Genomic DNA, 16,935 nt, shown 5'->3' with positions numbered 1-16,935 from the left:
TCCGCTCCCGGTGCGCCGGACGGCCGGACCGTCCGGCGCACCGGGGCGTGAACGGTCAGTCCCGCGCGCCCGCCCGGCGCACCGCGGTGACCGCCTTCCGCGCGGCGACCAGCACCGGGTCCCAGACCGGTGAGAACGGCGGCGCGTACCCCAGGTCCAGCGAGACCATCTGCTCCACCGTCATCCCCGCGGTGAGCGCGACGGCCGCGATGTCCACCCGCTTCGCGGCGCCCTCCCGTCCTACGATCTGGGTGCCGAGGAGCCGCCCGGTCCGCAGCTCGGCGAGCATCTTCACCGTCATCAGGGCCGCGCCCGGGTAGTAACCGGCGCTGTTCGTCGACTCGATGGTCGCCGTGACGTACCGCAGCCCGGCCGCGTCCGCGTCCTTCTCCCGCAGCCCGGTCCTGGCGATCTCCAGATCGCAGACCTTGCTCACCGCGGTGCCGACGACACCGGGAAACGTGCCGTATCCGCCGCCGGCGTTGGCGCCGATGATCTGGCCGTGCTTGTTCGCGTGGGTGCCGAGCGCGATGTGCCGGTTCCGGCCGGAGACCAGGTCGAGCACCTCGACGCAGTCGCCGCCCGCCCAGATGTTCCGGTGGCCGCGCACCCGCATCGACAGATCGGTCAGCAGCCCGCCGTACTCGCCGAGCGGCAGCCCCGCGTCGGCCGCGAGACCCGTCTGTGGCTCCACGCCGATCCCCAGAACCACCACGTCGGCCGGGTATTCGGCGGTGTCCGTGGCGACCGCGTGGGCCCGTCCCCGCTCGTCCGTGCGGATCGCCGTGACCTCCGCGCCGGTGACGGTGGTGATGCCCATGCCGTCCATCGCGTCGTGGACCAGCTTCCCCATGTCCGGGTCGAGCGTGGACATCGGCTGGGCGCCGCGGGTCAGGACCGTCACCTCGTACCCGCGGTGCAGCAGCGCCTCCGCCATCTCGACGCCGATGTACCCGGCCCCGACGATCACCGCGCGGCGGCCGGACGCCGTCCGCAGCGTGTCGATGAGGGCCTGGCCGTCGTCCAGCGTCTGCACGCCGTGCACGCCCGGCGCGTCGATGCCGGGCAGCGCGGGGCGCACCGGACGCGCTCCCGTGGCGATGACGAGCTTGTCGTACGGGGTCCAGCCGGCCGCGCCCGATTCCAGGTCGCGGGCGTGCACCCGCTGCCCCGCGACGTCGATCTCCGTCACCTCGGTCCGCATCCGCAGATCGATCGACCGTTCGCGGTGCTCGCCGGGGGTACGGGCGACGAGGTCGTCCCGCTCGCCGACCTCGCCGCCCACCCAGTACGGGATGCCGCACGCGGAGAACGAGGTGAAGTGGCCGCGCTCGAAGGCCGTGATCTCCAGCTCCTCCGGGCCCCTGAGCCTGCGGGCCTGGGACGCGGCGGACATGCCCGCCGCGTCACCGCCGATGACCACCAGTCGCTCCGCTGCCATTGCGCGTACCTCCGGGGCTTGTTACCGCTCCTCGTGCGGGGCTTCCCGCTCCGTCTCTCCTGCGAAGGTACGTGTGCGGGACGCGGAACATTCCCCCGTGGTGCGGACGCCGTACCCCGGGTCGCGCCGGCACCACCTCGATCCGCCGGACCACGGCCCCCTCCGGGCCGCGGAAAGGATTTGAGAGAGTGGGGGCATGAATGCGGACACGCGTGCGGCCCATGTCGTCGTCATCGGAGGCGGGATCTCGGGTCTCGCGGCAGCGCACCGGCTGGCCGGCACCGGGGCCCGGGTGACGGTCCTGGAGGGGGCGGGCCGGGTCGGCGGCAAACTCCACGCGGGTGAGATCGAGGGCGTACGGGTCGACCTCGGCGCCGAGTCGATGCTCGCCCGGCGCCCCGAGGCGGTGGCCCTCGCACGCGAGGCCGGTCTGGGGGACGCGCTCCAGCCGCCGGCCACGAGCGGAGCCGCCCTCTGGAACAGGGGCGCACTGACCCCCATGCCCACGGGCCATGTCATGGGCGTACCGGCCGGGGCGGGCGGGCTCGGCGGTGTGCTCTCCGACGAGGGGCTGCGCCGGATCGGCCGGGACGCCGAACTGCCGCCCACCGAGATCGGCGAGGACATCGCACTCGGCGAGTACGTGGCCGCCCGGATGGGCCGCGAGGTCGTCGACCGGCTCGTCGAGCCGCTGCTCGGCGGGGTCTACGCGGGCGACGTCTACCGCACCTCGATGCGTGCGGCGGTCCCCGCGCTGTACGAGGCCGCACGCACGCATCCCACGCTGGGCGCCGCCGTGCGTTCGGTGCAGCAACGCGTCACCCCCGCCTCCGGCCCCGTCTTCATGGGACTCGACGGCGGCATCGGCACCCTTCCGCCTGCCGTGGCCGACGCGGTCCGCGCCCGGGGCGGCGAAGTCCTGCTGCACCGGCCCGCGCTGGAGCTGCGGCGCACCCCGGGCGGCTGGCTGATCCGTACCGGAGGGCAGGACGGCGGCCGCCACATCGAGGCCGACGCCGTGGTGCTCGCCGTACCGGCCTGGGCGGCCTCCGCGCTGCTGGCGGGTGAGGCGCCCGCCGCCTCCGCCGAGCTGGCCGCCGTCGAGTACGCCTCGATGTCGCTCGTCACCCTGGCCTTCCGCCGGACGGAGCTGAACCTCCCCGACGGCACGGGCTTCCTCGTACCGCCCGTGGACGGCCACTCCATCAAGGCGTCCACCTTCTCCAGCCGCAAGTGGGCCTGGTCCGACGCCGATCCGGACCTCGTCGTGCTGCGGACCTCGCTCGGCCGCCACGGCGACGAGGACCATCTGCACCGTGAGGACGCCGACCTGGTGGACCTCTCGCTGCGCGACCTGGGCGAGGCCGTCGGGCTCACGGCGAAACCGGTCGCCACGGAGGTGACCCGGTGGATCGGCGGGCTGCCCCAGTACCCCGTCGGACACCTCGCGCGGGTGGCCCGGGTCCGGGAGGCGGTCGCCGCCCTGCCGGGTCTGCGGATCTGCGGCGCGGCCTACGACGGGGTGGGCATTCCGGCCTGTGTCGCCGGCGCCGAGCGGGCTGCGAAGGAGATCACAGCAACCCTGGCGTCGGGCACCACCGGCGGCGCGGGAGAATAGCGGCATGACTGATGCTCCGGAGACCGTGACGTCCCCCAAGGCCCCGAACGCGGGCAAGAAGGCCAAGGACCTCAACGAGGTCGTGCGCTACACGCTGTGGTCCGTCTTCAAGCTGCGCGACGTGCTCCCCGGCGACACCGACCGCGCCGCGGTGGCCGGTGAGGTCCAGGAACTGTTCGACCAGCTCGCCGCCAAGGACATCACCGTCCGCGGCACGTACGACGTCTCCGGGCTGCGTGCCGACGCCGACGTGATGGTCTGGTGGCACGCGGAGACCGCGGACGAGCTGCAGACCGCGTACAACCTCTTCCGCCGCACCCGCCTCGGCCGCGCCCTGGAGCCGGTCTGGTCGAACATGGCGCTGCACCGCCCCGCCGAGTTCAACAAGTCGCACATCCCGGCGTTCCTCGCCGACGAGACTCCCCGCGACTACGTCTCGGTGTACCCCTTCGTGCGCTCCTACGACTGGTACCTGCTGGCCGACGAGGACCGCCGCAGGATGCTCGCCGAGCACGGGAAGATGGCGCGCGGCTACCCGGACGTGCGGGCCAACACGGTCGCGTCGTTCTCGCTCGGCGACTACGAGTGGCTGCTGGCCTTCGAGGCCGACGAGCTGTACCGCATCGTCGACCTGATGCGTCATCTGCGGGGCTCCGAGACGCGGATGCACGTCCGCGAAGAGGTCCCCTTCTTCACCGGCCGGCGCAAGTCGGTGGCCGACCTGGTGGCCGGGCTCGCCTGAGGCGGACCCGGTCGTCCATGACCCGGAAGATCAGAGAGCGGGCCGCGGCCTCGGCAGCGTCCGCTTCTCCAGCGACACCGGGTCCGGCAGCGGGTGCGGCGCGCATGACGCGCGCCGCACCGGCGTCCGCCCCGTCAGCAGGTAGTCGTCCAGATACGTGTTGACGCACGTGTTGGGGCCGCCGCCGATGCCGTGCGTACCCGCGCCCTTCTCCGTGATCAGCACCGACCCCCGCAGCCGCCGCTGCAGCTCCAGCGCGCCCGGGTAGGGGGTGGCGGCGTCCCGCTCGGCGGCCAGGATCAGCGTCGGCGGCAGCGCCCCGTCGGAGCTGCGGACATCGAGCGGCTTCTGCCGAGGTGCGGGCCAGTAGGCGCAGGGCAGATTCATCCAGACGTTGTCCCAGGTCTCGAAGGGCGCCCGGCGCGCCAGCGCGGTGTTGTCCGTGTCCCAGACCTGCCAGTCGCCCGGCCAGTCCGCGTCGTTGCACTCGACGGCCGTGTAGACCGCCGTGCCGTTCTCCTCCGCCTTCGCCGCCGCCGGGTTCGGTGCGGCCAGCTTGATCAGCGGCTTCGGGTCGCCCTGGAGGTACCGCGCGAGCGCCCGGGCGTCGGCCGGCCAGACGTCGTCGTAGTAACCGGCCTGGAGAAAGGCGCTCTGCAGCTGTGCGGGGCCGACGCCGCCCGCCGGCCTGTCCGCGAGCCGGGCCCGCGCCGTCTCGTAACTGGCCAGCACGTCCGAAGCGTCGGCCCCCAGGTGGTACGTCTTGTCGTGGTGCGCCACCCAGGTGCGGAAGTCCGTCCAGCGCCGCTCGAAGGCGAGCGACTGGTCGAGGTTGTCGCGGTACCAGATCTTGGCGGGATCCGGGTCGACCGCCGAGTCGAAGACCATCCGGCGTACGTGCGAGGGGAAGAGCGTGGCGTAGACCGCACCGAAGTACGTGCCGTAGGAGGCGCCCATGAAGGTCAGCTTCCGCTCGCCCAGCGCGGCCCGCAGCACATCCAGGTCCCGGGCGTTGTTCAGCGAGTTGTACTGCCGCAGGGCCGCACCCGCCCGGCGGGCGCAGCCCTGGGCGTAGGCCTTCGCCTGAGCGATCTTCTTCTGCTTGAACGCCTCCGACGGGTAGATCGGGGCCGTCGTCGCCGGCTTCGCGTACTCGGCGGGATCCTGGCAGGAGAGCGGCGCCGAGCGCCCGACCCCGCGCGGCGCGTACCCCACCAGGTCGTACGCGGCGGCCAGCGGCTTCCACACCGGTACCGCGGTCGCCATCGGGAAGAACATGCTGGAGGCGCCGGGGCCGCCCGGGTTGTAGATCAGCGCGCCCTGGTGGTCGGCGGACTTGCCGGTGGCGTGCGCCCTGCTGACGGTCAGGGAGATCTGCGCGCCGTCCGGCCGGGCGTAGTCGAGCGGGACCCGGACGCTGCCGCACCGCACGGACGCGGGCAGCGACTCGCTCTTCGGGCAGGTGCCGAAGGCGATCCCCGTGGCGGCCGCGCGGGCCGCGGCGGTCAGGGTGCCCGCCGCCTCGGCCGCTCCGGTGCCCGGAGCCGTGGCCGACCCGCCGTCGTCCGTGTACGTGCCGCCCGTGTACGTGCCCGGGGCATCCGTGCTGCCGGGCGGCGCCGCGGCCAGGGCGGCCAGCCCGGACAGCACCAGAACGCCGGCCGTTCCGTACAGCGCCACTGCCTTCATCGGGATCCCTTCGTACAGCTGCTGAATAAAAGGGATAATTCGTCCGGCAGTCGATGTTGTAAAGGACCGCTCGGCAGTGTCGGTGTCATTGACCCCGCTGACCGGTGACCGACGCGCCGGCAGTCACCGGTACGCGCGGCTGAGCCGGGTGCGGGCCGCGCGGGCGAACCTGGCCGCCCTGGTCGGCCGGCGCGGGGCCGACCGCTCCTGCCACCAGAGAGCGAGCCGGCGCCGGGCCGCGGCATCGGCGGGCTGTCCGGCGCGCAGCAGCTGCTCCGCGAAGCCGAGCGCGTCGCGCCGGTAACCTCCGCTCATCGGGCGGGACTTGGCGTACGCCAGGAACGCCGGCCGGTACTCGGCGCCGAGCAGGGCGGGCAGCTCCGGGGCGACCTGCGACACGACGTCGGCGCGCTTGGCGGCCAGCGCGCGGCTCTGGACGCTCAGGCGCCGGGTGTCGAACCCCTCGGGCGAGGGGGTGCCCGCGACCAGCGCCGAGAGCAGCGCGGTCTCCGCGAGGGCCAGCCGCTGCCGGGACTCGGTGGTGGAAGCGGGCGCCGGTGCCGCGGTCGGCGCCGACGGGCGCTGTGCGGGTGTCTCCCGGCCGCCGGGGGTCACACTCTCCCGTGCCGTGACCGATTTCCGTACGGCCCCGGCCCCGGCCCCGGCCTTTCGTGCCGTGACCGCTTCCCGGACGGTCACTGCCTCCCGGGCGCCCAGGGTCTTCCGTATCGCGGACAGTTCACCGGCCAGTTCCGCCGCGGGCGGGAAGTCGTCGTCCCGCTCCAGCAGCACACCCGGCGGGTCCACCCGGTCGCGCAACTGCGCCAGCACGTCGAGGACCGGCGCGGTCACCGGGTGGGCATGGGTGTCGTGCCAGACGCCGTCCTTCTCGACGCCGCCCGCGACGTGGACGTACGCGATGGCCTCCACCGGGAGTTCGTCCAGGGCGGTGGCGGGGTCCTCGCCGCGGTTCACGTGGTTGGTGTGGAGGTTGGCCACGTCGATCAGCAGCCGTACGCCCGTACGCTCCACCAGTTCCGCCAGGAACTGTCCCTCCGTCAGCTCCTCGTCCGGCCAGGAGATCAGCGCGGCGATGTTCTCCAGGGCGAGCGGGACGGGCAGGGCGTCCTGGGCCACGCGGACGTTCTCGCACAGCACGTGCAGCGCGTCCCAGGTGCGCGGGACGGGCAGCAGATGGCCGGCCTCCAGACCGGGGGACGCGGTGAGCGGCCCCCCGGCCCTGACGAACGCGATGTGCTCCGTGATCAGCGGCGACTCCAGCAGAAGGGCCCGCTCGGCCAGCGCTGCGAGCCGGTCGGCGGCCGGGAGTTCGGCGCCGCCGACACCCAGGGAGACCCCGTGCGGAACCACCGTCACGCCGCGCTCACGCAGCCGCAGCAGGGAGTCCGGGAGATGGCCGGGGCAGAGGTTCTCCGCGACCACCTCGACCCAGTCGATGCCCGGCAGCTCCTCCACCGCCGTGGCGATCTCCGGCCGCCATCCGATCCCGGTTCCCAGCTTCTCCATGGTGTCCCCCTCCGTCGCCGCTTCCGCGGCACGTGCGGGGGTGATGACCCCGCGGCGCCGCGGTGAATCCACCCGGTGGGACGTTCAGAGCTTTATTTGAGGTTCCCGGGCCCAGGTGCGGGCGTCGGCGGCCGGGGAGACCATGGAGAGCGACGACATGAGCAGGGAAGTGGGATCTCATGGCCAGTGCACCAGACGCGGAGCGCAAGGAAGAACCGCAGGCCGAGCGGGGCGCGAAGGGGTCACGTGACACCGGGTCGGCGCACCCTTCCGGTGGCCCTTCGGACCGGCCGTCCGGCACCGGCGACGCGAAGTCGGACACCTCGATCCGGCCCCGCAAGTCCGCCGACCCCGACGCACCCGACCTGCAGTCCGGCGGCGGGTGAGCTTTCCCCGCGACAGCCCTTGAGGTCCTGGCGACGGCACAGGCCCTGGCAGCGGAGGAGGGGCGCCTTCACGGCACTCCCTCCGCCGCCGGGAACGGCGTCGGTGCCACCGGGCCCACGTCAGGTGCCCGGGTTCCCGGGAGCGCGAAGAGTCCGGCGGACGGCGTCGCGGAGCCAGTGGTGGCCCCCGTCGGCCGCCTGACGGGGGTGCCACGCGATACCGACGGTGAGCGGCGGCAGGGGCAGGGGAATGTCGAGGAGGACCAGGCCGAGGGTGGTGGCGACGTCGGTCAGGGGGGAACGTGCGCCCCCGGGCAGCGCGGTGGGGACCAGGCACACCACATCGCTGCGGGCGGCCAGGGCCATCGCGGTCATATGGCTGGGGAGGACGACACTGACCCGACGGCGGAGGTTCCGCTCGGCCAGCGCGGTGTCCAGGGGGCCGCTGAACCTGCCGCGGCGGCTCACCACGACGTGTTCGGCGGCGGCCAGCCGGTCCGGTGTCAGGGCGGCGCCTTCGGTGAGGGGGTGGCCGGGCCGGACGGCCGCCGCCATCCGGAGGGTCACCAGTTCCTCGACCCGGGTCTCCGGGTCGACGTGGTCGATGGATCCGACCTCCAGGTCGATCCGGCCGTCACGGAGGGCCTGTCCCGCTTCCAGTTCCTCGGCCAGGAACCGCAGCGAAACCCCCGGCGCCTCCTGACGGGCCAGCCGCAGCAGCCCGGGCGCCAGCGCCGCGCCGACCAGGTCGGCCGCCTGGACGGTGAAGGTGCCGCGCAGGACGGCGGGGTCCACACCGGTGCCGGGCGCGAGCAGCGCGCCGAGACTGCGCACCACCGCGGCGGCCTCGTCGCGCAGGGCCTGCGCGCGAGGAGTGGGGACCATGGTCTGGCCGGCCCGGACCAGGAGGGGGTCCTGGAGGACGCGCCGGAGACGGGCGAGGGTGCGGCTCATCGCCGCGGGGGACGTGTGCAGGCGGGCGGCGGCGCGGGTGACGCTCTGCTCGGCCAGCAGAGCGTCCAGTGCGACGGCGAGATTGGCGTCGATGACAGGCTCTGGAGTGCTGCTCATGGGCGTAATTCCATTTCAGGCAATGACCCCGTGCTGAAGTTCCCATTGTGGCAACACTGAGGTCTCCGCAGGATGAGGGACGTACCGATCCGGCACGACCCTTGAGGTTTTCATGATCGTCATCACTGCTCCCACCGGGAACATCGGCCGTCACCTGCTGCCCCTGCTCCTGGATTCCGCTCCCGCCCGCGACGAGGCGTTGCGCGTGGTCGTGCGCGACCCCGCACGGCTCCCCGACGCGGTACGGGAACGCGTCGAAGTGATCACCGGCTCGCACGGCGACCCCGAGGTGGTCGACCGGGCCTTCGACGGCGCGGACGCGGTGTTCTGGCTCGTCCCCCCGGACGCCTCCCTGACCCCGGAGGAGGCCTACTGCGGCTTCACGCAGCCTGCGGCGAAGGCACTCACCGCCCACGGCGTGGGCCATGTAGTCGGCGTCTCCGCGCTCGGCCGGGGCACGCCGGTCGCCGCACGGGCGGGGCTTGTCAGCGCGTCCCTCGCCATGGACGACCTCATCGCAGGCACCGGTGTGGCTTACCGGGGCCTGGCCAACCCGTCCTTCTTCGAGAACGTCCTGGAGGAGGCCGACTCGATCCGCGAGAAGGGCGTCTTCACCGACGCCGTCGCCGCGGACCGCAGGGCTCCCCTCGTCGCCGTCGCCGACATCGCGGCGGCTGCCGCCGCCCTGCTCCTGGAACGTACGTGGACCGGCAGCGACAGCGTCCCGGTGCTCGGGCCGCAGGACCTGTCACCCAACGACCTGGCCCGCATCATGACGGAGCAGCTTGGCCGCCCCGTCCACTACGAACGCCGGCCGCTCGGCGAGCTGTACACCAGCCTCATCGGCTACGGCCTCAACCAGGCGTTCGCCCAGGGCATCGTCGACATGAAGCGGGCGAAGGACGAGGGCCTCGACGCAGGCGCCGTCCGGACCCCGGACACCGCGTCCCCCACCACCTTCGAGGAGTGGTGTGCCCGGACGCTCAAGCCCGCCGTCCTCTCCTGAATCCGCAGCACCACCCGTCACGGAACAGAACATCCCCACCGCGAACATGCGCACCGCGAACATGCCCACCGCGCCACAGCCGTACGCCACTTCGGAGCCGCCCGTCATGCCCGCTGAGAAAACCACGCCCCCGGTCACCGCGTTCCTGCTCGTCAAGACCACCCCCGAGTGGCTCGCCATGACCCCCCAGGAACGGGTGGACGCTTTCGCCACCCGGGTCGTCCCCGCGATCGAGGCCAGGACCACCGGCGTCCGGTCGCGTTTCTACGACACGGAGTTCTACTCCACCCGCGTCACCGACGTCTGGGTCTGGGAGGCCGACGACCACGGCGCCTACCAGCTCCTCATCGACGCGCTGCGCGAAACGCCGTTCTGGGACCGCTACTTCGAGGTCGTCGACCTCCTCGTCGGCACCGAGAACGGCTATGCCCGCACCTACGGCATCGACCCCGTCGCGACCGTCAGCACCTGATATACGGCACGAGCCGCGACACCGGTGCCTCCGGACCCTTGGACCGGAGGACACCGGCGTCGCGGCTCGGAAGCAGTGGCCTACGGCCGTCGTCCGCGCGGGAGAGGACAGAAACGACTGCCGCCTTCGGTCACCACGGTGCAGGACCCGGGTGCGATCTCGGTGAACCCGGCGTCGAGCACGGCAGGCAGCCCGCTCGCGGTCAGCTCCTTCCACTGCCCGGGATCCGCCGTCCGTACCGACAGCGGGAACCGCGCGGCCTTCCACGCGATCCGCTCGGAGGCCGACAGCTCCCACCAGGCGAGCTGTGCGCCATGGCCGGTCTGGGCCATCGACTTGCCCGCCGACATGTCCAGTCCGGGGTTGAGCCAGATGACCGGCGCGCCGGGGTCCGGCGCGGGCAGCGGTCCGGCGTCCTCCAGATCGGTGCCGCTGACCTGGAGCTTCGCCAGCTCCTTGGGCCAGCCGTCCAGCGGCACCGGCGGATAGACCCGCACCTCGGCCGCCATCCCGGTCACCGTCGTGCCGGGCAGCTGCGACGCCTTGCGCCACTCGGCGCCGCGGGCCCGCCGTACGACCTTGCGGATCCGGGCGTCCTGCCAGTCCGTCATCGCCTGCGCCCACTCGCCGTCACCCAGCGACCGTTCGTCCGAAAGCATCACGAGCACCGCACGCGCCGCCGTCTCCAGCGCGTCCGTCCGGGCCGGGGGATCGGCCTTCTCGATGTGGACCACCAGCGGAAGGACGAACTGAGGGGCCTCGTCGCGTGCCGTCGGCTCCGCGCGGAAAGGGCTGTCGTTGCTGCTCACCCGCCCCAGTCTGCCAGCCCGTCCGGGACGGATTCTCCGCGGAATCCCCGGAATTCCCGGCGGTGCCCGGCGGATTCTTGGCGGAGGGGAATCTTCCGGGTGAGGATGCTCCCATGAAGAGCGATCTTTTCCAGACCGAGCACATGGCGCAGCAGGCGACGGCCCCCGGCATGACCCTGCAGAACGCCAAGTCGATCAAGTACGCCGTCAACGGTGACATGCTCGCGCGGCAGGGCGCGATGATCGCTTACCGGGGGAGTCTCCAGTTCGAGCGCAAGGGCCAGGGCATAGGCGGGATGCTCAAGCGGGCCGTCACCGGCGAAGGGCTGCCGCTGATGTCCGTCACCGGTCAGGGCGAGGCCTGGTTCGCGCACGAGGCGGCGAACTGCTTCATCGTCGACGTCGAGCAGGGCGACGCGCTCACCATCAACGGCCGCAACGTCCTGTGCTTCGACTCCACCCTCTCGTACGAGATCAAGACGGTGAAGGGCTCGGGCATCGCGGGCGGCGGGCTGTTCAACAGCCTCTTCACCGGGTCCGGCAAGCTCGGGCTGATCTGCGAGGGCAACCCCATCGTCATCCCGGTCACCCCGCAGCAGCCGGTCTACGTGGACACCGACGCGGTCGTCGGCTGGTCCGCCCATCTGCAGACCTCGCTGCACCGCTCGCAGTCGATCGGCTCCATGATCCGCGGCGGCTCGGGCGAGGCCGTCCAGCTCATGCTTCAGGGCGAGGGATTCGTGATCGTACGACCCAGCGAGGCCAAGCCCGAGAAGCCGCAGCAGCACTGAGGACGAGCCCGATCGCCGCTGAGCCGGAGTGGTGCCGGACAGGGGCGGGGCTGACGGGGAGGGGTGCTGAGAAGGAGCGTTGCTGAGTAGGCTCGTACGCATGGACGAGTCCTACTGCGCGACACCGGCGGCACCCGCGTCGGCGACCGAAGCCGTGCCGGGCGGCCCTCCGTACGCCGAGTGCGTGCTGTGCCGCAAACCGACCGAGTACCCGGAGTCGACGCGCGGTGCGACGCTCTGCCCCGTCTGCGAATGGCAGGAGGCGGGCCGGACAGCCTGCTCCGGCTGAGAGTACGAGGCGCCACTGAGAGCGGCCGGCCGGCCGGGGTGCTCCCGGCCGGCGAGGCGTGCTGCTCAGCCCAGCTTGGCGGTGAGCGTGATCTTCGTACCCGTGAGTGCCTGGCTGACCGGGCAGTTGGCCTTGGCGTCCTCGGCCGCCGCGGTGAAGCCGTCCGCGTCGAGGCCGGGAACCTCGCCCTCCACGGTGAGGTGGATACCGGTGATGCCCTCACCCGGCTGGAAGGTGACCTCCGCCTGGGTGGTCAGCCGGGTGGGCGGGTTGCCCGCGCCGGTCAGGCCGTTCGAGAGGGCCATCGAGAAGCAGCTGGAGTGGGCGGCCGCGATGAGCTCCTCCGGGCTGGTCCTGCCGTTCGCCGTCTCGGCGCGGGAGGCCCAGGTGACCGGGTAGTCGCCGATTCCCGAGGTGTCGAAGGTGACCGTGCCCGAGCCCTTGAAGAGCTCGCCCTCCCAGACCGTATGAGCGACACGCGTGGTGGCCATGGTGAATCCCTTCTGGTGGCGGATTTCCAACCTACTGGCCCACCAGCGGCTTCGCGTCGCGCGCCAGCGCCGTCAGCCGGGAGATCGCCCGGAAGTACTTCTTCCGGTATCCGCCGTTCAGCATCTCGTCACTGAACAGCCGGTCGAAGGGGAGACCGGAGGCGAGGACCGGGACCTCCCGGTCGTAGAGCCGGTCGGCGAGCACGACCAGGCGCAGCGCCGTCGACTGGTCGTCCACCGGCCGCACACCGGTGAGGCAGACCGCGGCGACGCCCTCGGTCAGCGCGCCGTAGCGGCTGGGGTGGATCCGGGCGACATGGTCGAGCAGGGCCGGGAAGGGGTCGAGCGAGGCCCCGGCGGTCGCGTACGCCGCCTTGGTGACCTGCTCGTCGTCGTACGGTGCCGGGGCCTCGGGCAGGCCCCGGTGGCGGTAGTCGTCGCCGTCGATCCGCAGCGGCCTGAAGTGGGCCGAGAGCCCCTGGATCTCCCGCAGGAAGTCGGCGGCCGCGAACCGGCCCTCGCCGAGCTTGCCGGGCAGTGTGTTGGAGGTGGCGGCGAGCGCGACGCCCGCCTCGACCAGCCTGCTGAGCAGGGAGGAGACGAGGACGGTGTCGCCCGGGTCGTCCAGTTCGAACTCGTCGATGCACAGCAGCCGGTGGCCGCTCAGCGTCTGGACGGTCTGCTGGAAGCCCAGCGCGCCGACCAGGTTGGTCAGTTCGACGAAGGTGCCGAAGGCCTTGTGCTCCACCGGGGCGGGCGTCGCGTGCCAGAGGGAGGCGAGCAGATGTGTCTTGCCGACGCCGTAACCGCCGTCGAGGTAGACACCGCGCGGCCCGGTGGGCGCGGCGGGCCTGCGGCCGCCGAACCAGCGCTTGCGGCCGGAGCCGCTGGCCGTCGCCCCGCCGAGTCCCGCCGCGAAGGCGCTGAGTACGGTCACCGCCTCGCTCTGGCTCGGCTGATTCGGGTCCGGTACGTACGTATCGAAGCGGACCGAGTCGAAGCGCGGCGGCGGCACCATCTCGGCGACCAGGCGGTCGGCGGGGACGCGTGGCTCGCGGGCGCACAGGGACTGGGGGACCACTTCAGCTATGGGCGACGACACGTCCCCAGGGTAACGGCCTGCACCGCGACAGGCGGTGGAGGCCGTGAGCGCCGTGCCACACTGCCTGACATGCGACGCCTGCTCCCTGTGACCGACCAGACAGCTGCTGCTCCCGGAACGGAGCGGCCCGGCGGGGCCGCCCGCGAGTGGAGCCTGGACGAGCTCGCCGAGGCCTACGCGTATCCCGCCGACGCCGACGCCGACGCCCGGCCGGGCCGGGCGTGGCTGCGCGCCAACATGGTCTCCTCGATCGACGGCGCGGCCCAGCACGACGGACGCTCGCAGCCGATCTCGACCGAGACGGACATGCGGATCTTCGGCACGCTGCGCGCTCTCGCCGATGTGGTGGTGGTCGGTGCGGAAACGGTACGCCTGGAGGGGTACCGGCCGGCGCGGGCGCGGGCCGCCTTCGCCGAGCGGCGCGAGGCGGCCGGGCAGGGTCCCGCGCCCGCCATCGCGGTGGTCAGCGCGAGTCTGGATCTGGACTTCTCCCTTCCGCTGTTCGCCGCTCCTCTCGTACCGACTCTGGTGGTCACCGGCGCCGGGGCTCCGCCGGACCGGCTGGAAGCGGCGCGGCAGGCGGGTGCGCGGGTCGTGATCGCGGGGGACTCGCGTGCGGTCGACCCCGCCAGGGCCGTGCGGGAGCTGGCCGGTCTCGGTTTCCGGCGGCTGCTGACCGAGGGCGGGCCGCGGATGCTCGGTCAGTTCGTGTCGGCGGGGGTGCTGGACGAGCTGTGCCTGACGCTCTCGCCGATGCTCACATCGGGTGACGCCCAGCGGATCGTGGGCGGTCCGGGGCTCGCGGTCCCCGACCGGTTCGCGCTGGCCGCGCTGCTGGAAGAGGCCGGGTTCCTTTTTGCCCGATACCTTCGGATCTGACAATCTGCGGAATCTTCCGTTCCGCTTTCCGTTCATTGGGCAGACTTAGATCGCAGACCCCGTGCGGGCACGGGGAAGGATGGTTTCAGCAGAAGGGCCCTCAGTTGTTCACGAGCGTATTGATGATCGAGAAACCTCTGACGTCCGAGGACGTGGAGTTCGTGACCACGCTGCACGGGGACGAGCCCGTCTCCTTCGTCGTGCTCATGCAGCCCCGCGGCGACCAGGCGGACTTCCTGCTCCGGGCGATCGACGACGTCGCCCTGGGTGAACTGGACGAGGCGGGCCACGAGAACCAGGTGCCCGAGGGGCAGGAAGCGAGGGTCCCGGCGGAGTCCGCGCTCCTGCAGTCGCTGGAGGCGCTGCGGGCCACCGGCTGCACGGCGGTCGGCCGGGTCGTCGAGGAGCAACCCCTCGACGTGCTGCAGACCGTGGTCGGGGAGCACTCCGCCGATGAGGTGATCGTGCTGACCGCGCCGCACTACGTGGAGGAGTTCTTCCACCGGGACTGGGCGTCGCGGGCCCGCCACAAGGTCGGCGTACCGGTGCTCAAGCTCTTCGCGCACAGCGAATAGGCTGGGGCCTTCCATTACGCAGACGTACAGCTTGGGGAGACACCCGTATGGCACCCGGTAGCCCGACCGCCATGGACCGACCGCACTTCATCGGCATCGGCGGCGCCGGGATGTCGGGCATCGCCAAGATCCTCGCCCAGCGCGGCGCCCGGGTGGCGGGCAGCGACGCCCGGGACTCGCCGGCCGCCGAGGCGCTGCGCGGGCTGGGTGTGACGGTGCACGTGGGGCATGCGGCCGGGCATCTGGCGTCCGACGCCACCTGCGTCGTCGTCTCCAGCGCCATCCGCGAGGACAACCCGGAGCTGGTCCGCGCCGCGGAGCTGTCCATCCCGGTGGTGCACCGCTCGGACGCGCTCGCCTCGCTGATGCGGGGGCTGCGCTCGATCGCGGTGGCCGGCACCCACGGCAAGACGACGACCACCTCGATGCTGGCCGTGGCCCTGACCGAGCTCGCCCTCGACCCGGCGTACGCGATCGGCGGTGATCTCGCGGGCCCCGGCACGAACGCCCGGCACGGCGCGGGCGACATCTTCGTCGCGGAGGCCGACGAGAGCGACCGCAGCTTCCAGAAGTACGACCCCGAGGTCGCCGTCGTCCTCAACGTCGAGCTGGACCATCACGCCAACTACGCCTCGATGGACGAGATCTACGACTCCTTCGAGACCTTCGTCGGCAAGATCGTCCCCGGCGGCACCCTGGTGATCAACGCCGACCAGCCGGGTGCGGTCGAACTGACCGCCCGGGTCCGCGACCTCTCCACGCTGAAGGTCGTCACCTACGGCGCGTCCGACACGGCCGACGTCCGCGTCCACAAGGTCACCCCGCGCGGTCTGACCAGCGAGGTCACGGTCCTGCTCAACGGGAAGTTCCTGACCTTCACGGTCTCCGTCCCCGGCACCCACTACGCCCACAACGCGGTCGCCGCTCTGGCGGCCGGTGTCGCCCTCGGTATCCCGGCGCACAATCTGGCGTCCGCGCTCGGCAAGTACACCGGGGTCAAGCGCCGCCTCCAGCTCAAGGGCGAGGCCGCGGGGGTCCAGGTCGTCGACTCGTACGCCCACCACCCCACCGAGATGACCGCCGACCTCGAAGCCATGCGCGGCGCGGTCGGTGACGCGCGGATCCTGGTGGTCTTCCAGCCCCACCTGTTCTCCCGTACCCAGGAGCTGGGGATCGAGATGGGCCAGGCGCTGCGTCTCGCGGACGCCTCGGTGGTCCTGGACATCTACCCGGCCCGCGAGGACCCGATCCCGGGCATCACCAGCGAGCTGATCATCGACGCCGCCCGCGCGGCGGGCGCCGACGTCACGGCCGTCCATGACAAGGACCAGGTCCCCGGGACCGTCGCGGGAATGGCGAAGCCCGGTGATCTCGTTCTCACCATGGGAGCGGGCGACGTCACCGACCTCGGCCCGCGGATCCTGGACCACCTGTCGAGCTGAGGGAGCCCCATGCCGTACGACATCGAGAAGCCGGACGAGCAGTGGCGGGCGGAGCTGTCCGACGCGGAGTACGCCGTGCTGCGCAAGGCCGGCACCGAGCCCGCTTTCGTGGGTGAGTACACGGACACGAAGACGACCGGTGTCTACTCGTGCCGGGCCTGCGACGCCGAGCTGTTCCGCTCGGACACCAAGTTCGAATCGCACTGCGGCTGGCCGTCGTTCTACGACCCGAAGGACACGGACGCGGTCGAACTGATCGAGGACCGCTCGCACGGGATGCGCCGGATCGAGGTGCGGTGCGCGAAGTGCGGCTCGCACCTCGGGCACGTCTTCGAGGGTGAGGGCTATCCGACCCCGACCGACCAGCGGTACTGCATCAACTCCATCTCGCTGCGGCTGACGCCGGACGCGGGCTGAGTGTGCCGGGGGCTTCGAGCGGACGCCCGGTCATGACCGGGGCGCACTGAACGGGTGACGGAACGGACCGTCCGGGCCCGAACCCGGCCTGCCGCGCCGGACCTTGGCGTGGCAGGCCGGTGTGGTGCCGGGCGGCCCGGAGGAGCGCGGCCGGGCCCCTGATGTGTCGTACCATCCATCCGGCGTGC

18 protein-coding genes are annotated in these 16,935 nt (G+C 72.2%); 11 read left to right on the top strand and 7 right to left on the bottom strand.

Translation table 11 applies throughout. The features are described 5' to 3' along the window. Nucleotides 1-55 precede the first annotated feature (55 nt). On the bottom strand, nt 56-1,441 hold the full coding sequence (locus OG285_RS05275) for an FAD-dependent oxidoreductase (protein ID WP_371790296.1): 1,386 nt from the start codon (nt 1,439-1,441) through the stop codon (nt 56-58). A 196-nt stretch (nt 1,442-1,637) separates the two neighbouring features. On the opposite strand from OG285_RS05275, the gene hemG reads away from it, so the two are divergent. Further along, a complete protein-coding gene (hemG, locus tag OG285_RS05270) occupies nt 1,638-3,059 on the top strand; it encodes a protoporphyrinogen oxidase (protein ID WP_371790295.1) in 1,422 nt (473 codons plus the stop codon). Nucleotides 3,060-3,063: 4 nt separating this feature from the next. After that, a complete protein-coding gene (gene hemQ, locus OG285_RS05265) occupies nt 3,064-3,801 on the top strand; it encodes a hydrogen peroxide-dependent heme synthase (RefSeq protein WP_356835197.1) in 738 nt (245 codons plus the stop codon). A 30-nt stretch (nt 3,802-3,831) separates the two neighbouring features. Here the strand turns inward: hemQ and OG285_RS05260 are convergent, their stop codons facing one another. After that, complete coding sequence (locus tag OG285_RS05260) at nt 3,832-5,490, bottom strand: alpha/beta hydrolase (protein ID WP_371790294.1); 1,659 nt, start codon at nt 5,488-5,490, stop codon at nt 3,832-3,834. 123 nt (nt 5,491-5,613) lie between these two features. Further along, nucleotides 5,614-7,017 (bottom strand): DUF692 domain-containing protein, encoded by a 1,404-nt coding sequence (locus OG285_RS05255; protein ID WP_371790293.1) that lies wholly within the window; start codon nt 7,015-7,017, stop codon nt 5,614-5,616. A 179-nt stretch (nt 7,018-7,196) separates the two neighbouring features. Here OG285_RS05255 and OG285_RS05250 point away from each other — a divergent pair, with 179 nt between their 5' ends. Further along, on the top strand, nt 7,197-7,403 hold the full coding sequence (locus OG285_RS05250) for a hypothetical protein (protein WP_356835191.1): 207 nt from the start codon (nt 7,197-7,199) through the stop codon (nt 7,401-7,403). A 120-nt stretch (nt 7,404-7,523) separates the two neighbouring features. Here the strand turns inward: OG285_RS05250 and OG285_RS05245 are convergent, their stop codons facing one another. Beyond that, a complete protein-coding gene (locus OG285_RS05245; protein WP_371790292.1) occupies nt 7,524-8,474 on the bottom strand; it encodes a LysR family transcriptional regulator in 951 nt (316 codons plus the stop codon). Nucleotides 8,475-8,586: 112 nt separating this feature from the next. Between OG285_RS05245 and OG285_RS05240 the strand changes: the two genes are divergently transcribed. Together OG285_RS05240 and OG285_RS05235 are read left to right on the top strand one after the other, a co-directional pair. Then, nucleotides 8,587-9,480 carry an NAD(P)H-binding protein gene (locus OG285_RS05240; RefSeq protein ID WP_356835187.1) on the top strand — a complete coding sequence of 298 codons (894 nt, stop codon included), beginning with the start codon at nt 8,587-8,589 and terminating at the stop codon, nt 9,478-9,480. 106 nt (nt 9,481-9,586) lie between these two features. Beyond that, nucleotides 9,587-9,952 (top strand): darcynin family protein, encoded by a 366-nt coding sequence (locus tag OG285_RS05235; protein ID WP_356835185.1) that lies wholly within the window; start codon nt 9,587-9,589, stop codon nt 9,950-9,952. 80 nt (nt 9,953-10,032) lie between these two features. On the opposite strand, the gene OG285_RS05230 is transcribed toward OG285_RS05235, so the two are convergent. Beyond that, nucleotides 10,033-10,761: a peptidyl-tRNA hydrolase gene (locus OG285_RS05230; protein ID WP_371790291.1), complete on the bottom strand. Its 729-nt coding sequence runs from the start codon at nt 10,759-10,761 to the stop codon at nt 10,033-10,035. Nucleotides 10,762-10,874: 113 nt separating this feature from the next. On the opposite strand from OG285_RS05230, the gene OG285_RS05225 reads away from it, so the two are divergent. Together OG285_RS05225 and OG285_RS05220 are read left to right on the top strand one after the other, a co-directional pair. After that, nucleotides 10,875-11,552 carry an AIM24 family protein gene (locus OG285_RS05225; protein WP_371790290.1) on the top strand — a complete coding sequence of 226 codons (678 nt, stop codon included), beginning with the start codon at nt 10,875-10,877 and terminating at the stop codon, nt 11,550-11,552. A 100-nt stretch (nt 11,553-11,652) separates the two neighbouring features. After that, on the top strand, nt 11,653-11,841 hold the full coding sequence (locus OG285_RS05220; protein ID WP_371790289.1) for a hypothetical protein: 189 nt from the start codon (nt 11,653-11,655) through the stop codon (nt 11,839-11,841). Between the two features lie 65 nt (nt 11,842-11,906). Here the strand turns inward: OG285_RS05220 and OG285_RS05215 are convergent, their stop codons facing one another. Continuing rightward, entirely contained in the window at nt 11,907-12,332 is a 426-nt protein-coding gene (locus OG285_RS05215) for an OsmC family protein (RefSeq protein WP_356835177.1), read from the bottom strand. 31 nt (nt 12,333-12,363) lie between these two features. After that, nucleotides 12,364-13,422 (bottom strand): cell division protein ZapE, encoded by a 1,059-nt coding sequence (gene zapE / locus OG285_RS05210; protein ID WP_371793456.1) that lies wholly within the window; start codon nt 13,420-13,422, stop codon nt 12,364-12,366. A gap of 81 nt (nt 13,423-13,503) precedes the next feature. On the opposite strand from zapE, the gene OG285_RS05205 reads away from it, so the two are divergent. The 4 genes from OG285_RS05205 to msrB all read left to right on the top strand — a co-directional run bounded on the left by OG285_RS05205 (nt 13,504) and on the right by msrB (nt 16,747). Next, complete coding sequence (locus OG285_RS05205) at nt 13,504-14,313, top strand: pyrimidine reductase family protein (protein ID WP_356835173.1); 810 nt, start codon at nt 13,504-13,506, stop codon at nt 14,311-14,313. A 104-nt stretch (nt 14,314-14,417) separates the two neighbouring features. Then, on the top strand, nt 14,418-14,888 hold the full coding sequence (locus OG285_RS05200) for an indole-3-glycerol phosphate synthase (protein WP_356835171.1): 471 nt from the start codon (nt 14,418-14,420) through the stop codon (nt 14,886-14,888). Between the two features lie 47 nt (nt 14,889-14,935). Further along, nucleotides 14,936-16,330: a UDP-N-acetylmuramate--L-alanine ligase gene (murC, locus tag OG285_RS05195; RefSeq protein WP_356835169.1), complete on the top strand. Its 1,395-nt coding sequence runs from the start codon at nt 14,936-14,938 to the stop codon at nt 16,328-16,330. Nucleotides 16,331-16,339: 9 nt separating this feature from the next. Beyond that, nucleotides 16,340-16,747: a peptide-methionine (R)-S-oxide reductase MsrB gene (msrB, locus tag OG285_RS05190; protein ID WP_356835166.1), complete on the top strand. Its 408-nt coding sequence runs from the start codon at nt 16,340-16,342 to the stop codon at nt 16,745-16,747. Nucleotides 16,748-16,935: the final 188 nt, after the last annotated feature.

The sequence above is a fragment of the Streptomyces sp. NBC_01471 genome (assembly GCF_041438865.1).
Lineage (GTDB): Bacteria > Actinomycetota > Actinomycetes > Streptomycetales > Streptomycetaceae > Streptomyces.
Note: the sequence above shows the minus strand (reverse complement) of the source record. Positions and strands in the feature narration are given on the sequence as shown.

Bases quoted from the DNA above. Each gene is read 5' to 3' on its own strand.
- OG285_RS05275 (WP_371790296.1), bottom strand. From the start codon at position 1,441: ATGGCAGCGGAGCGACTGGTGGTCATCGGCGGTGACGCGGCGGGCATG.
- hemG (WP_371790295.1), top strand. From the start codon at position 1,638: ATGAATGCGGACACGCGTGCGGCCCATGTCGTCGTCATCGGAGGCGGG.
- hemQ (WP_356835197.1), top strand. From the start codon at position 3,064: ATGACTGATGCTCCGGAGACCGTGACGTCCCCCAAGGCCCCGAACGCG.
- OG285_RS05260 (WP_371790294.1), bottom strand. From the start codon at position 5,490: ATGAAGGCAGTGGCGCTGTACGGAACGGCCGGCGTTCTGGTGCTGTCC.
- OG285_RS05255 (WP_371790293.1), bottom strand. From the start codon at position 7,017: ATGGAGAAGCTGGGAACCGGGATCGGATGGCGGCCGGAGATCGCCACG.
- OG285_RS05250 (WP_356835191.1), top strand. From the start codon at position 7,197: ATGGCCAGTGCACCAGACGCGGAGCGCAAGGAAGAACCGCAGGCCGAG.
- OG285_RS05245 (WP_371790292.1), bottom strand. From the start codon at position 8,474: ATGAGCAGCACTCCAGAGCCTGTCATCGACGCCAATCTCGCCGTCGCA.
- OG285_RS05240 (WP_356835187.1), top strand. From the start codon at position 8,587: ATGATCGTCATCACTGCTCCCACCGGGAACATCGGCCGTCACCTGCTG.
- OG285_RS05235 (WP_356835185.1), top strand. From the start codon at position 9,587: ATGCCCGCTGAGAAAACCACGCCCCCGGTCACCGCGTTCCTGCTCGTC.
- OG285_RS05225 (WP_371790290.1), top strand. From the start codon at position 10,875: ATGAAGAGCGATCTTTTCCAGACCGAGCACATGGCGCAGCAGGCGACG.
- OG285_RS05220 (WP_371790289.1), top strand. From the start codon at position 11,653: ATGGACGAGTCCTACTGCGCGACACCGGCGGCACCCGCGTCGGCGACC.
- OG285_RS05215 (WP_356835177.1), bottom strand. From the start codon at position 12,332: ATGGCCACCACGCGTGTCGCTCATACGGTCTGGGAGGGCGAGCTCTTC.
- OG285_RS05205 (WP_356835173.1), top strand. From the start codon at position 13,504: ATGCGACGCCTGCTCCCTGTGACCGACCAGACAGCTGCTGCTCCCGGA.
- murC (WP_356835169.1), top strand. From the start codon at position 14,936: ATGGCACCCGGTAGCCCGACCGCCATGGACCGACCGCACTTCATCGGC.
- msrB (WP_356835166.1), top strand. From the start codon at position 16,340: ATGCCGTACGACATCGAGAAGCCGGACGAGCAGTGGCGGGCGGAGCTG.